This window comes from Actinomycetospora termitidis (genome assembly GCF_030286555.1).
GTDB lineage: Bacteria > Actinomycetota > Actinomycetes > Mycobacteriales > Pseudonocardiaceae > Actinomycetospora > Actinomycetospora termitidis.
The window spans coordinates 125,263-138,561 of sequence record NZ_JASVWF010000009.1 but is presented as its reverse complement, the minus strand read 5'-3'; the positions used below and the strand labels follow the sequence as shown (position 1 = coordinate 138,561).

At 72.9% G+C, this 13,299-nt stretch carries 14 protein-coding genes; 8 read left to right on the top strand and 6 right to left on the bottom strand.

Going from position 1 to position 13,299, the window contains the following annotated elements:
* Positions 1-299 precede the first annotated feature (299 nt).
* Genes QRT03_RS29080 through QRT03_RS29070 form a run of 3 tightly spaced genes read left to right on the top strand, consistent with a single transcriptional unit; the run spans position 300 to position 2,514 of the window.
* Positions 300-1,217, top strand: coding sequence for an amino acid ABC transporter permease (locus QRT03_RS29080; RefSeq protein ID WP_286056659.1), 918 nt, complete (start codon positions 300-302; stop codon positions 1,215-1,217).
* On the top strand, positions 1,214-1,942 hold the full coding sequence (locus QRT03_RS29075; protein WP_286056658.1) for an amino acid ABC transporter ATP-binding protein: 729 nt from the start codon (positions 1,214-1,216) through the stop codon (positions 1,940-1,942). Before QRT03_RS29080 ends, QRT03_RS29075 begins: the two co-directional genes overlap by 4 nt.
* 41 nt (positions 1,943-1,983) lie before the next feature.
* On the top strand, positions 1,984-2,514 hold the full coding sequence (locus QRT03_RS29070) for a VOC family protein (RefSeq protein WP_286056657.1): 531 nt from the start codon (positions 1,984-1,986) through the stop codon (positions 2,512-2,514).
* A gap of 526 nt (positions 2,515-3,040) precedes the next feature.
* On the opposite strand, the gene QRT03_RS29065 is transcribed toward QRT03_RS29070, so the two are convergent.
* Positions 3,041-3,340 carry a PadR family transcriptional regulator gene (locus QRT03_RS29065; protein WP_286056656.1) on the bottom strand — a complete coding sequence of 100 codons (300 nt, stop codon included), beginning with the start codon at positions 3,338-3,340 and terminating at the stop codon, positions 3,041-3,043.
* A gap of 53 nt (positions 3,341-3,393) precedes the next feature.
* Between QRT03_RS29065 and QRT03_RS29060 the strand changes: the two genes are divergently transcribed.
* Entirely contained in the window at positions 3,394-3,810 is a 417-nt protein-coding gene (locus QRT03_RS29060) for a PPOX class F420-dependent oxidoreductase (RefSeq protein WP_286056655.1), read from the top strand.
* On the opposite strand, the gene QRT03_RS29055 is transcribed toward QRT03_RS29060, so the two are convergent.
* The 3 genes from QRT03_RS29055 to QRT03_RS29045 form a co-directional block, all read right to left on the bottom strand.
* Positions 3,792-4,976 carry an MFS transporter gene (locus QRT03_RS29055; RefSeq protein ID WP_286056654.1) on the bottom strand — a complete coding sequence of 395 codons (1,185 nt, stop codon included), beginning with the start codon at positions 4,974-4,976 and terminating at the stop codon, positions 3,792-3,794. The two genes, QRT03_RS29060 and QRT03_RS29055, sit on opposite strands and share 19 nt — an antisense overlap.
* Positions 4,977-5,025: 49 nt before the next feature.
* Positions 5,026-5,793: a glucose 1-dehydrogenase gene (locus QRT03_RS29050; RefSeq protein ID WP_286056653.1), complete on the bottom strand. Its 768-nt coding sequence runs from the start codon at positions 5,791-5,793 to the stop codon at positions 5,026-5,028.
* Between the two features lie 62 nt (positions 5,794-5,855).
* Positions 5,856-6,344, bottom strand: coding sequence for a DoxX family protein (locus tag QRT03_RS29045; RefSeq protein WP_286056652.1), 489 nt, complete (start codon positions 6,342-6,344; stop codon positions 5,856-5,858).
* Between the two features lie 138 nt (positions 6,345-6,482).
* Here QRT03_RS29045 and QRT03_RS29040 point away from each other — a divergent pair, with 138 nt between their 5' ends.
* Positions 6,483-8,648: an MFS transporter gene (locus QRT03_RS29040; protein ID WP_345783305.1), complete on the top strand. Its 2,166-nt coding sequence runs from the start codon at positions 6,483-6,485 to the stop codon at positions 8,646-8,648.
* Between the two features lie 31 nt (positions 8,649-8,679).
* On the opposite strand, the gene QRT03_RS29030 is transcribed toward QRT03_RS29040, so the two are convergent.
* On the bottom strand, positions 8,680-10,044 hold the full coding sequence (locus QRT03_RS29030) for an LLM class flavin-dependent oxidoreductase (RefSeq protein WP_286056651.1): 1,365 nt from the start codon (positions 10,042-10,044) through the stop codon (positions 8,680-8,682).
* A 441-nt stretch (positions 10,045-10,485) separates the two neighbouring features.
* On the opposite strand from QRT03_RS29030, the gene QRT03_RS29025 reads away from it, so the two are divergent.
* Both QRT03_RS29025 and QRT03_RS29020 read left to right on the top strand, forming a co-directional pair.
* The gene (locus QRT03_RS29025; RefSeq protein WP_286056650.1) at positions 10,486-11,130 is read left to right on the top strand and encodes a response regulator transcription factor; all 645 of its coding nucleotides are present in this window, start codon (positions 10,486-10,488) and stop codon (positions 11,128-11,130) included.
* A gap of 16 nt (positions 11,131-11,146) precedes the next feature.
* Positions 11,147-11,935 (top strand): enoyl-CoA hydratase-related protein, encoded by a 789-nt coding sequence (locus QRT03_RS29020; RefSeq protein WP_286056649.1) that lies wholly within the window; start codon positions 11,147-11,149, stop codon positions 11,933-11,935.
* Positions 11,936-12,060: 125 nt separating this feature from the next.
* Here QRT03_RS29020 and QRT03_RS29015 read toward each other — a convergent pair whose 3' ends face one another.
* On the bottom strand, positions 12,061-12,264 hold the full coding sequence (locus QRT03_RS29015; protein WP_286056648.1) for a hypothetical protein: 204 nt from the start codon (positions 12,262-12,264) through the stop codon (positions 12,061-12,063).
* Positions 12,265-12,322: 58 nt separating this feature from the next.
* On the opposite strand from QRT03_RS29015, the gene QRT03_RS29010 reads away from it, so the two are divergent.
* A complete protein-coding gene (locus QRT03_RS29010; protein WP_286056647.1) occupies positions 12,323-13,288 on the top strand; it encodes a quinone oxidoreductase family protein in 966 nt (321 codons plus the stop codon).
* Positions 13,289-13,299: the final 11 nt, after the last annotated feature.

Here is a 13,299-nt window from a genome sequence, read left to right as displayed (position 1 = left end):
CGAGCGGAGGACCCGACGCGGTGGGACGCGCCGAGGGGTGGGTCCTGCTGCGGCGGTGAGCTGCGGAGACGCTCAGCGACAGGCGGAGGACCACACACGGCACAGGTCGACGTGCTCACGCGTGACGAGCGTGCCGCCGGGTGCCATGGACAGGACAGAACCACCCGGGGCGGACACGGTCAAGGTCGATGTGACGCGGCGCGTCCGTCTCGACGCAGCGCGTACGGCCGTCGTACCGTGCGGACGCCGGCGTTGAGGGACGCGGGTGCATCCGAGACGTCTGCCACCGGAGCACACCCATGACCTCCCTCGCGCCCGAGATCACGACCGACCCGTCGTCGGGATCGCCACCACCACGCACCGTCGGTTCCCGGCACGTCGGGCGCTGGGTGTGGGCCGCCGTCGTCGTCGTGCTCGTCGTCTGGGCCCTGCGCTCCGTGGCACTCAACCCGGCCTTCGGCTGGTCGACCGTCGGGCAGTACCTGTTCACGACGGCGGTCCTGCGCGGCCTGGGCACGACCCTGCTGCTGACGTTCGCGACGACCGTCGTCGGCTTCGTCCTCGGGATCGGGCTCGCGGCGATGCGCCTGTCCGGCAACCCGGTGCTGTCGTCGGTGAGCTGGGGCTACGTGTGGTTGTTCCGCTCGACGCCGCTGCTGGTGCAGCTGCTGTTCTGGTACAACGTCGGCGCCCTCTACCCGCAGCTCTCGCTCGGGATCCCGTTCGGGCCGACGTTCTTCTCGGTCGAGTCGGTGAACCTGATCAGCGTCCTCGTGGCCGCTCTGCTCGGGCTGATCCTGCACGAGGCGGCCTACGCGGCCGAGATCGTGCGCGGCGGCATCCTGTCGGTGGACGCGGGACAGTCCGAGGCCGCGGTCGCGCTGGGCATGACCCGCGCCCGGGTGCTGCGCCGGATCGTGCTGCCCCAGGCGATGCGCTCGATCATCCCGGCGACCGGCAACATGGTGATCGGGACGCTGAAGGGCACCTCGATCGTCTCCGTGATCGCGGTGACCGACCTGCTGTACTCGGTGCAGACGATCTACAACCGCACCTACGAGATCATCCCGCTGCTGCTGGTGGCGACGGTCTGGTACGTGATCCTGACGTCGGTGCTCTCGGTCGGGCAGTACTACGTGGAGCGGTACTACGCGCGCGGGGCGGAGCGGACGCTGCCGCCCACTCCCCTGCAGCGGCTGCGGAAGGTCGTCCGATGAGCCTGCTCGAGATCCGCGGCCTGACGAAGGCCTTCGGGACGACGACCGTGCTCGACGGGGTGGACCTGTCCGTCGACGCCGGGTCGGTGACCGTGATCGTCGGGCCCAGCGGCTCGGGGAAGTCGACGCTGCTGCGCTGCATCAACCACCTCGAGACCCCGGACGCCGGGACGATCTCCGTGGACGGCTCGTTGATCGCCTACCGCCGGGACGGGGAGGTGCTGCGCGAGCTGCCGGAGCGCACGATCGCGGCCCAGCGGCGGCGGATCGGGATGGTGTTCCAGCAGTTCCAGCTGTTCGGACACATGACGGCGCTCGCGAACGTCGTCGAGGCGCCGATCGGGGTGCTCGGCCGGTCCCGTCGCGACGCCGAGGAGCGGGGGCGGGCGCTGCTGGCCCGCGTCGGGCTGGACGGCCGCGAGGACGCCTACCCGCGCCAGCTCTCCGGCGGGCAGCAGCAGCGGGTCGCGATCGCCCGGGCGCTGGCGATGGACCCGACCCTGATGCTGTTCGACGAGCCGACGTCCGCCCTCGACCCGGCGCTCGTCGGGGAGGTCCTCGCCGTGCTGCGGGATCTGGCGGAGCGGGGCACGACGATGGTCGTGGTCACCCACGAGATCGCGTTCGCCCGCGAGGTGGCCGACACCGTGGTGGTGCTGCGCGACGGGCGGGTCGAGCGGGTGGGTCCGCCGGCCGAGGTGCTGGACGACGCTCCCGTGGCCTGAACAGGACCAAAGGTGGCCGGGTCGAGCGGGAGGCTGGGGCCATGAGCCTCCTCACCGGCACCGCGCTCCCACCCGGCTACGGCACGGTGAACCCTTTCGTCCTGGTCCGGGGAGCGGACGAATACATCCGGTTCCTGTGCGAGGTGTTCGGCGGGGCCGAGACCGCGGCCGCCCGGACCCCGGACGCGGACGGCCTCCTCATCCACGCCGAGGTCCGGGTGGGCGACTCGACGGTCATGCTGGCCGACACGAAGCCGCACTGGCGCCCGGCCCCGGCGTTGCTGCAGGTGTACGTGGCGGGCCTGGACGGTCCCGTGGCGCTGGCCCGGTCCCGTGGCGCCGAGGTGATCACCGAGCCGACGCCCTTCCACGGCGGGCAACGCCTCGCCCGGCTCCGCGACCCGTGGGACACCCTCTGGTGGCTCTTCGAGTACGGGCCGGAGAGCGTGGCGCCGAGCGAGCGCGTTCCGGGGCCGCCGGCATGGACGCCCGACCCGACCGCCTCTCCGAGCTACGTCTTCCGCACCCTCGACGAGGCCCTGAGCGGGGGAATGTCCGGCGCCTCGTCCTGAGCGGCTCCGGTCGACTGGCCCGCGATCGGCGTTGCGTCCCGCACACGGCCGGAGCCGGCCGACTGGCCCGCGGCAGGCGTTGCGCTGCGCACACGGCCGGAGCCGGCCGACTGGCCCGCGGTCGGCGTTGCGCCCCGCACACGGCCGGAGCCGGCCGACTGGCCCGCGGTCGGCGTTGCGTCCCGCACACGATTCGCGCTGATCACGAGCTGGCGGTCCGCGTCCCCACGACTCGGTCGGTTGACGCTGTTGCGTCATCGCACAGCCCGTTGCTCCATGCACACGGTCCACCGCGAGCCGGCCCGCCGCGCGAGTGCGGGGCCGGACCCGGTCGACGGGAGCACGCGCGCCGAGAGTGACACCACGCAGGAACGCCGGCCCGCCACCATGCGTCATGTCGCGCTCGCGGGCGGCCCGCTCCCGGCGCCCCGGGCGAGAGTGACATCAGGCAGGAATCGGCGCCCGCGGACCTGCCCCACGTCGCACTCGACGCGCGACCCGCACCGACCCGCCGTCGGGAAGGGGGTCAGGAGGCGGTGACGACCTTCAGCGCCGAGCCGTAGGCCTGGGCCGCCGCGACCCGGGCGCGGAGCACGCGGAGCCCGGTGTCGGTGAGGCGCCGGCGTCGTCCGTCGCCGCGTGAGCGGGCGACGAGACGATTGCGTTCCAACCGGTGCAGCGTCGTGTACACCTGTCGGACGGAGGGCCGTGGCAGCCGTCCGGTCGTGCGCTCCAGGTGCCGGAGGATCTCGTCGCCGTTCCGGTCGGCCGCTTCGAGGGCGGCCAGGACCAGCGTGTCGCAGCGTTCGCGGTCGAGGAGGGGCATGGCCGGGAGGATTTCCCGTTCCTGCGGCGCCCCGAACCGGCAGGATCGCCGCCATGGCCGACCACCGCGCCCTCCTCGCGTCCAGCCGCCTCGGCGTCCTCGCCACGATCAAGCGCGACGGGCTCCCCCAGCTCTCCCCCGTCCAGCCGTTCTACGACCCGGAGGCCGGCACCCTGCAGGTCTCGATGACGGAGGGCCGGGCCAAGACCGCCAACCTGCGGCGCGACCCACGGGCGGCGGTCGAGGTGACGGCGCCCGACGGCCGGTCGTGGGCCACCGCGGAGGGCCCGGTGACGCTCACGGGACCCGGCTCCGATCCGCACGGCCCGGAGGTCGAGGCCCTCGTGGCCTACTACCGCGCCGCGGCCGGCGAGCACCCCGACTGGGACGACTACCGCGCCACGATGGTCGCGGACCGCCGCGTGCTCATGACGATGACCGTCGAGCGGATCTACGGCGACGCGATCTGACGGTCGGAACGGAGTCCGACCGCAGCCCCCGCCGCGACGAGCAGGCAGATGCCGACCGCGGCGAGCAGGGCCGCTGTCGGGGACACCCGGTCGATGAGGAGGCCGGTCAGGGGCTGGGCCAGCGCGGCGCCGAGCATGATCGCCGAGCCGTGGAGCCCGGTCGCGACCCCACGGGCACCGTCGGGCGCCAGCCGCCCGACCGCCTCGGCCGCCGACGACAGCGCCGGCGCACAGAACGCCCCGGCGGGCACGACGAGCACCGTCACGAGCCACCACGGCCCGCCGAAGGCGACCGGGATCGTCCCGACGGCGAGGGCCGCGAGCAGCGTCGGGAGTGCGGGCGGGCGGGCGGCGATGCCGTAGAGGAAGCCGCCGACCAGGGACGTCAGGCACCAGACCGTGTTCGCCAGTGCGAACCACCCGGTCTCCCCGCGCGCGGTCAGCGCGGCGACGACGGCGAGTTCGGTGGCCGAGAGGAGCAGGACGGCCGCGACCGCACCGAGCAGTGCGACGACCATCGGCGCGCCGAGCCAGTGGCGCATCGACGGCGCCTCCCGACCGGGCGGCCGCCCGTCGTGGCGCGTCGGCGGGTTCAGCCACCACAGACCTGCCGTCGCGAGGACGAAGCCCACGCCGACCAGCCACAGGGCGACCGTCGAGGGCAGGGCGAGCACCGCCCCCGTCCCGAGGGCCGGGCCGGCGATGAACGACACCTCGGACGACATCGCGTCCAACGCGAACGCGGGCCGACGCCGGACCTCCGGCACCACGGCCCCGAGCGACTGCCGGACCACCGAGAAGGCCGGCAGCGCGAGCGCTCCGGCCACGAACGCCGTCACCACGAGCACCGTGACGCCGAGGAACGGGGCCAGGGACCAGAACACGACCTCGGAGAGCCCGCAGAGCAGCAGGACCGGCCGGAGACCGACCCGGTCGATCAGCCGGCCCAGCCACGGCGCGCCGAGCGCGGTGCCCAGCGTGACCGCGCCGCCGACCAGGCCCGCGGCCGCGAACCCGCGATCGAGCCCGACGGCGACATGGAGGGTGAGGACCGTCCCGGTCGCGCTCAGCGGGACCCGTGCCGCGAACCCGATCGCGTAGAGCCCCCGGAGCCCCGGCTGGGCGAGCACCTCCCGGTAGGCCTGCGCCCCCTCGCGCGCTCTCACACCTCCATGGTGGACGCGCGGCAACAGGAACGCCCGGGCATTCCGTGGTTCAGTGCGCGGCCCAGATCCCGCCGTCGACCGGGAGGACCGCGCCCGTGACGTAGGCGCTCGCCCGCGAGGCGAGGAACACCGCGGCGCCCGCCATGTCGTCGGGCCGTCCGATCCGGCCGAGCACCGAATTGGCTGCGATCTCGTCGCCGCGCTCGGCGAGCGTCTGCGCCATCATCTTCGACTCGAACGGTCCGGGGGCGATCGCGTTGACGCGGACGTTCCGCGGGCCCAGCTCGGCCGCGAGGACGCGGGTCAGCTGGTGGACGCCGGCCTTCGACGCCGAGTACGGGTAGGTCGGCAGCGGGGTCACGCGCAGGCCGTCGATGCTCCCGACGTTGATCACGCTCGCCGTCTCCTCCGCGGCCCCGGACGCCTCGAGCAGCGGGAGGAAGGCCCTCGTCAGGAAGAACGGGGCCTTGAGGTTGAGGTCGAGGACCTTGTCCCACGCCGCGGCGGGGAACTCCTCGAGCGGCGCGCCCCAGGTGGCGCCGGCGTTGTTGACCAGCACGTGCACCGCGGGCTCGCGCTCGCGCACGGAGGCCGCCAGCCGGAGGCACTCGTCCTCGGTGGAGACGTCGGCCGGGATCGAGACGACGTCGCCGTGCGGCGCGAGCTCGCGCACCGCGTCGTCGCCCGCCGCGGCCTTGCGTGAGCTGACGTAGACCCGCGCCCCGGCGTCGAGCAGTCCGCGCGCGATCATCAGCCCGATCCCCCGGGTGCCCCCGGTGACCACGGCGACCCTGCCGGTCAGGTCGAACAGCTCCACGGGCTCTCCTCCATCGATCACGGGGCGGGGACCGACGTCGGCCGGTCCCCGGGCCCCGGAATCTAGGCCAGCGCCTTCGCGCGCGCCGCCACGCCCGCCGAGCCGAGGAGCCCGGCGCCGAGGGCGGCCAGGGCGATCGCCGGGCCGGAGCGCTCGATGCCGAGGGCGTGGTCCAGCGACAGCTCCCCGGGGCCGGCCGCGGCGACGGCGAAGACGGCCGCCGTCAGGACGGCGTTGTACTCCCAGCCGCCCTGCGTCACCCAGGGGCCGTTGGGCTTGTGCACGTGGTAGATCGCCGAGCCCATCGCCCCGGAGATCATCGTCGTGGCGAGGGGCGTCGCGAGACCGGCGGCCAGGAGGGCACCGCCGCCCGCCTCCGAGACACCGGCGGCGACCGCGTTGTCGCGACCCGGCCGCAGGCCCATGCCCTCGAAGCCCTGCGCCGTGCCCTGGATGCCGCCGCCGCCGAACCACCCCGCGAGCTTCTGCATGCCGTGACCCACGAACAGCAGGCCCACCACGAGCCGCAGCACGGCCATTCCGATCTTCACGAGAACTCCGTTCACAAGCGAACAGTTGTTCCCTCAACCTAGACCCGACGTCGGTCGCACGTCACAGGTGCCCCTCCGCGCGGATAGGTGCACAATGCAACGGTTCCATTGCTCGCCCTAACGACCACGGGACCGCCCATGACGACCGCCGCTCCGGCCGCGCCCCTCTCCCGCGCCCACCCGGACCACCCCGGCTACAAGTGGCTCGCCCTGTCGAACACGACGCTCGGCGTCCTCATGGCGACGATGAACTCGTCGATCGTCCTGATCTCGCTGCCCGCGATCTTCCGCGGCATCGGGATCAACCCGCTCGAGCCCGGGAACATCAGCTACCTGCTGTGGATGATCATGGGCTACATGCTGGTCACCGCGGTGCTGGTGGTCACGCTGGGCCGGTTCGGCGACATGTACGGCCGCGCGAAGATCTACAACGCGGGCTTCGCCGTGTTCACGGTCGCCTCGATCGCCCTCGCCCTCGACCCCTTCTCCGGGGGCGGCGGGGCCATGTGGCTCATCCTCATCCGGGTCGTGCAGGGCATCGGCGGCGCGATGCTCATGGCGAACGCGACCGCGATCCTCACCGACGCGTTCCCCGCCGAGCGGCGCGGATTCGCGATCGGCACGAACTCCGTCGCGGCGATCGGTGGCTCGTTCATCGGTCTGCTGGTCGGCGGCGTGCTCTCCGAGGTCGACTGGCGGCTGGTCTTCTGGGTGAGCGTGCCGTTCGGGGTGCTCGGCACGATCTGGGCCTACAAGACCCTGCGCGACCCGGCCGGCCGTCGTGAACACCGGATCGACTGGTGGGGCAACCTGACCTTCGGCATCGGGCTGATCCTGCTGCTGGTCGGCGTCATCTACGCGATCCAGCCCTACGGCGGGCACGCCGAGGGGTGGACGAACCCCTTCGTGCTCGGCTGCCTGATCGCCGGCGTCGTCGTCCTCGCGATCTTCTGCGTGGTCGAGACCAGGGTGACCCAGCCGATGTTCCACCTCGAACTGTTCCGCATCCGGGCGTTCACGTTCGGGCTGGTCGCGACGCTGATGAGCGCGCTGTCCCGCGGTGGCCTGCAGTTCATGCTGATCATCTGGCTGCAGGGGATCTGGCTGCCGCTGCACGGCTACGAGTACGAGCAGACCCCGCTGTGGTCGGCGATCTACATGCTGCCGCTCACGATCGGCTTCCTCGTGTCCGCGCCGATCTCCGGCGTGCTGTCCGACCGGTTCGGCGCGCGGCTGTTCGCCACCGGGGGCCTCGTCATCGTCGCGCTGACCTTCGTCGGGCTGCTGATCCTGCCGACGGACTTCAACTACTGGTGGTTCGCCGCGATCCTGCTGGTCAACGGCATCGGCTCCGGCCTGTTCATCTCGCCGAACATGACCGGAATCATGAACTCGCTGCCGGCCGACCAGCGCGGCGCCGGCAGCGGGATGATGTCCACGCTGCAGAACTCCGGCATGGCCCTGTCCATCGGCATCTTCTTCTCGATGCTCATCGCCGGGCTCGCGTCCTCGATGCCCGCGGCCCTGCTCGGTGGACTGACCGCGCAGAACGTGCCGGCCGGGGTGGCGCAGCAGGTGGCGGCGCTCCCGCCGGTCGGCACGCTGTTCGCGGCGTTCCTCGGCTACAACCCGATGGCCGAGATCCTCGGCCCGACGGTGCTCGGGACGCTCCCGCCGGAGAATGCGGCGACGTTGGTCGGCAAGCAGTTCTTCCCGAACCTCGTCACCGGCGCGTTCCACGACGGCCTGGTGGTCGTGTTCGCGGTCGCGATCGCGGTGTCGCTGGTCGGTGCCGTCGCCTCGCTGTTCCGCGGCGGCAAGTACGTGCACGGGCAGGACGGCGCGGCCGACCGGGTCGAGCCCGCCGAGGGCGACCCGGCCGGCCCGGCGCTCCCGGCCCCGACGGTGGCGCACGCGGCTCCCTCCGGTGTCAGCACTGCGGCCATGCAGACGTCCAGTGGCACGAACGGCGCATTCTCGACGGCGGGTGCGGGCGCTCCGCGCGGCCGCGACACCGGGTCGGCCGCCGTTCTCACCGGCCGCGTCACCACCCCCGACGGGCGTGCGGTCGGCGCGACGCTGACCGCCACGGACTCCGGCGGCACCCAGATCGGCCGCGCCCGCACCGACGCGGAGGGCTCGTTCACGCTGCGCGCCCGGCCGGGAACGGCGCTGCTCATCTGCTCCGCGCCCGGCCATGCGCCGCGGGCGGAGACGGTGACGATCGGCGTCGGTGGCACCCGGCACGACGTGGTGCTGGAGTCGTCGGGACGCCCGGCCCGCACGCCGGTCGCCGGGTCGTAGCCGGCGCGCGGTCCGACGATCACCGGGCTCCTCAGACCCGGTACGACGCCCCGCGGTGCTCGTCGGGCAGGCGGTCGCCCCGCCCGAACAGCTTCTGCCGCAGCGTTCCGGGCTCGTACGACGTCGGGTACACCCCGCGGCGCTGGAGTTCCGGGACCAGGTGCTCCACGACGTCGGCGAACGTCCCCGGCGTGGTGGCGTAGGGCAGGTTGAACCCGTCGACGTCGGTCTCCTCGACCCACGACTGCAGCTCGTCGGCCACCTCCGTCGGCGACCCGACCACGCGGGGCCCCATCCCGCCGATCCCACCCCAGCGCGCGATGTCGCGGACGGTCCACTCCTTCCCCGACGGGTCGGCCTGCTGGAACGACGCGACCGCGGACTGGATCGCGTTCGACTCGACCTCGCCGATCGGGTCGTCCAGGTCGTAGCGCGACAGGTCGACGCCCATCCAGCCGGACATGAACACCAGCGCGCCCTCGTCGCTCGAGTACGACGCGAGCTCGGCGTGCTTGGCCCGTGCGGCCTCGGAGGTCTCGTCGGTGATCACCGTCAGCATCGTGTAGATCTTCGCGCTGTACGGGTCCCGGCCGACGTCGGCGAGCTGTTTGCGGATGTCGGAGACGGTCCGGGCGAGACCCTCCTTCGTCGGCGCGCCGGTGAAGATGGCTTCGGCGTTCTCGGCCGCGAACCGCTGCCCGCGCGGCGACGCCCCGGCCTGGTAGATCACCGGGGTCCGCTGGGGCGACGGCTCGCACAGGTGCACCCCGTCGACGTCGAAGTAGGTCCCGTGGTGGTGGACGTGGTGGATCTTCTCCGGGTCCGTGAACACCCCGCGCTCGGCGTCCCGGACCACGGCGCCGTCCTCCCACGAGCCCTCCCACAGCCGGTAGAGGACCTCGAGGTACTCGTCGGCGTGGTCGTAGCGCTGGTCGTGGGGCAGCTGGTCGGCCTCGCCCATCGCCCGGGCCGCCGCGGGCAGGTAGCCGGTGACGACGTTCCACCCGAACCGGCCGTCGGTGAGGTGGTCGAGGGTCGAGGCCCGCCGCGCGAAGGGGTACGGGTGCTCGAAGCCGGTCGCGGCGGTGACACCGAAGCCCAGGTGCTCGGTGACGGCGGCCATGGCCGACACCAGCATCATCGGGTCGTTGACCGGGATCTGCGCCGCCTGGCGCACGGCGGCGGTGTCGGTGCCGCCGTAGACGTCGTAGGTCCCGAGCACGTCCGCGATGAAGATGCCGTCGAAGACCCCGCGTTCGAGCAGCTGCGCGAGCGATGTCCAGTAGCGGATGTCCTTGTAGTCCGCGGAGCGGTCCTGCGGGTGTCGCCACAGGCCGGGCGACTGGTGGGCGACGCAGTTCATGTCGAAGGCGTTGAGGCGGATTCGGCGGGGCACCCGGTCGAGTCGAACAGCGGCGGGCGGGCCGTGCAATCGCAGGTGGTCAGCGACACCGCCACCGACGTGCCGCACAGGGCCGGCTGCATCCCATCGAGCTGTAGTGTGATGTGGGTCACGCCTTCAACTGGTCCATGTGGTGCAGCGCCTTCGGTCTCTCGCCCGGCCTCCGAGACGGTTCGACCCGCGCCGGAGGGCTGATCGGGTGAGCGCTCGGCCGTGCAGGCGAGTGCACCCGGGACTGGCCGTGGCGAGGACCCGTCGTCGGGAACGACCGGACTCGACCGGGGCGCTCAAGCCTGATCGAGGGACGACCGATGGGGTGGTGTGTTCCCGCTCATCGATCACCAGTCCTTCGTCCGTCCGGAGGCTGCCGCTCCCTCGGGTGACACCCGTCGAGCGACGATCCCCGCCGCCCGGGCTCCCCTCTCGGAGCGCACCGTGCCGGGCTCGCTGTTCGCCCCGGCTCCCCAGCCCTTCCCCGAGGGCGGCACGCGTCTGTCCGTGCTCGTCGTCGACGGCGACGACCGGCGCCGCGAGGTCCTCGCCCGCTCGCTCGCCGAGGCCGGCGCCGGCACGGTGCACGAGGCCTCCTCGGCCGACGAGGCCCGCCGCCGCGCCTTCGACGGGCCGCCGTGCGAGCTCGCCGTCGTGGACCTCGGTCTTCCCGACGGCGGGGCGTTCGCGCTGCTCGCCGAGCTGCGGACCGACGGCTGGCGCACGGTCGCCGTCGGGCCGGACGACCACACCGCCGCCCAGGCCGCCTTCACCGCCGGGGCGCTGGCGTACCTGACGTCGTCGTCGGGGATGTGCCGGGTCGTGGAGCCCGACCCGACGGTCGCCCCGCTGACCGGGTCCGGCACCCGCGTCGCCGCGGTGGACGGTGCCCCGCGCGAGCTCTCCCAGCGCGAGGTGCAGGTGCTCCAGCAGGTCGCCGACGGCCACTCCAACTCCGAGATCGGCTCGGAGCTCGGACTGTCCGCGCTGACGGTGAAGTCGCACCTGTCCCGCATCGGCCGCAAGCTCGGGACCGGCGACCGGGCGCAGATGGTGGCGCTGGCGATGCGCGCGGGGGTCGTGCGCTGATCTAGCGTGCGGGGTCGTGACCGAACTCGTGCACCTCGACGTCGCCGCGGGCCGCGCGACCGTCACCCTCGACTCGCCAGCCAACCGCAACGCCCTCTCCGCCCAGCTGCGCCGCGAGCTGCGTGAGCACCTGGAGACAGCCCTGGCCGACGACGCGGTCCGGGTGATCGTCCTGACCCACACCGGCCCCGTGTTCTGCTCCGGGATGGACCTGCGGGAGTCCCGGGGCGCCGGGTCGGACGACCAGGGCGTGCAGGAGTTCCCGGCGATCCTGCAGCTGCTGTGGCAGTCGTCGAAGCCCGTGGTGGCGCGGCTGGCCGGCCCTGCCCGTGCGGGTGGCGTGGGCCTCGTGGCGGCGTGCGACATCGCCGTGGCGGTCCGGGCGGGCGGTGACGTGAAGGGCGCGACCTTCGCGTTCAGCGAGGTGCGTATCGGCGTCGTCCCCGCGGTGATCTCGGTGACGGTGGTGCCGCGCCTGCTCCCCCGCGCCGCGCACGAGCTGATGCTCACCAGCGAGGTGTTCGACGCCGACCGGGCCGCCGCGATCGGGCTGCTCAACGCCGCCGTCGACCCGGAGGAGCTCGACGCCACGGTCGACCGCTACGTCGACATGCTCGCCCTCGGCGCACCGAACGCCCTCGCGGCCACCAAGGCGATGCTGCGCCGCACCCCGGCCGACGACATGGGCGCCGACTTCGCCGCGATGCTCTCGCTGTCCGCGGAGTTCTTCGCCTCCGAGGAGGGCCAGGAGGGCATGGCGGCGTTCGCGGAGAAGCGTCCGGCCAGGTGGGCTTCGCCCAGGTGAGCACTTGTTGTCGCTATGGCGACAAGAGGTGCTCACCTGCGCTAGCGCACATTCAGGACGATGACCAGCACGATCAGCGCGATCAGGGTGCCCGAGACCCAGAGCCGGGCGTAGCGGCGGTCCATCTACTGGCCGGGGCCGTCGCCGCGCCGCTCGATCGCCGCGAGGCGCCACGCCACGGTCCGCTCGACCAGCGTGTCCACCAGCGCGGCGAGCGCCCAGCAGGCCGGCCCGACGACGCCGACCACGATGATCACCTGCAGCGTGAAGTCGAGCTGGGTCAACCAGAGCTCGACCCCGTCCCACCAGGTCGCGACGGCGTGCAGCACGCGGATCACGGTACCGGGCCCGTCGCGGCGCCCCGTGGTCCCCGTTAGGTTCGGAGCCATGTTCGCCGTGTACGCCTCCGAGCCCAACGCCGACGACCCGCTCGCCTCCCTCGTGGTCGGTGAGCGCCCCGATCCCGAGGTCCCCGAGGGCTGGGTGCGGGTGAAGGTGGAGGCCGCGAGCCTCAACATGCACGACCTGTGGACCCTGCGCGGCGTCGGCATCAAGGCCGAGCAGTTCCCGATGATCCTGGGCTGTGACGGTGCCGGGACGCTGGACGACGGCACGCCCGTCGTCCTGCACTCGCTGATGGGCGACCCGGACTGGAAGGGCGACGAGACCCTCGACCCGCAGCGCAAGATGCTGACCGAGTGGGCGCAGGGCAGCTTCGCCGACTACGTCGTCGTCCCGAAGCGCAACGCCCTCCCGCGGCCCGAGGCCATGTCCGCGGTCTCCGGCGCCGTCATGGGCACCGCGTGGCTGACCGCCTACCGGATGCTGTTCACCAAGTCCGGGCTGCGCGGCGGCCAGACGATGCTGGTGCAGGGTGCCTCGGGTGGCGTCTCCACCGCGCTCATCGCCCTCGGGCGCGCCGCGGGCATGCAGGTGTGGGTCACCGGCCGCTCCGAGGAGAAGCGCGAGCTGGCGCTGCGGCTGGGCGCCCACCAGGTCTTCGAGTCGAACGGGAAGCTGCCCGGCAAGGTCCAGGCGGTCTTCGAGACCGTCGGCGAGGCCACCTGGAAGCACTCGGTGCGCTCCCTGGTGCCGGGCGGCACGATCGTCTGCTCCGGCGCCACCTCGGGCAACCAGCCGCCCGCCGAGCTCGCCCAGATGTTCTTCCTCCAGAAGAACCTCGTCGGCTCCACGATGGGCACGCTCGACGAGCTGCGCGACCTGCTCGACTTCGTCGCCACCACCGGCATCACGCCCGAGATCGGGCAGGAGCTGCCGATGACCGAGGCCGCCAAGGGGTTCCGGGCGATGTCCGACGGCGAGACCGCCGGGAAGATCGTCTTCACGCGCTGACCCGTTCCCGA

Coding starts and splice junctions, on each gene's coding strand:
- QRT03_RS29060 (WP_286056655.1), top strand. CDS start 3,394: ATGGCCGACCACCGCGCCCTCCTCGCGTCCAGCCGCCTCGGCGTCCTC.
- QRT03_RS29010 (WP_286056647.1), top strand. CDS start 12,323: ATGTTCGCCGTGTACGCCTCCGAGCCCAACGCCGACGACCCGCTCGCC.
- QRT03_RS29075 (WP_286056658.1), top strand. CDS start 1,214: ATGAGCCTGCTCGAGATCCGCGGCCTGACGAAGGCCTTCGGGACGACG.
- QRT03_RS29065 (WP_286056656.1), bottom strand. CDS start 3,340: ATGCCCCTCCTCGACCGCGAACGCTGCGACACGCTGGTCCTGGCCGCC.
- QRT03_RS29080 (WP_286056659.1), top strand. CDS start 300: ATGACCTCCCTCGCGCCCGAGATCACGACCGACCCGTCGTCGGGATCG.
- QRT03_RS29070 (WP_286056657.1), top strand. CDS start 1,984: ATGAGCCTCCTCACCGGCACCGCGCTCCCACCCGGCTACGGCACGGTG.
- QRT03_RS29040 (WP_345783305.1), top strand. CDS start 6,483: ATGACGACCGCCGCTCCGGCCGCGCCCCTCTCCCGCGCCCACCCGGAC.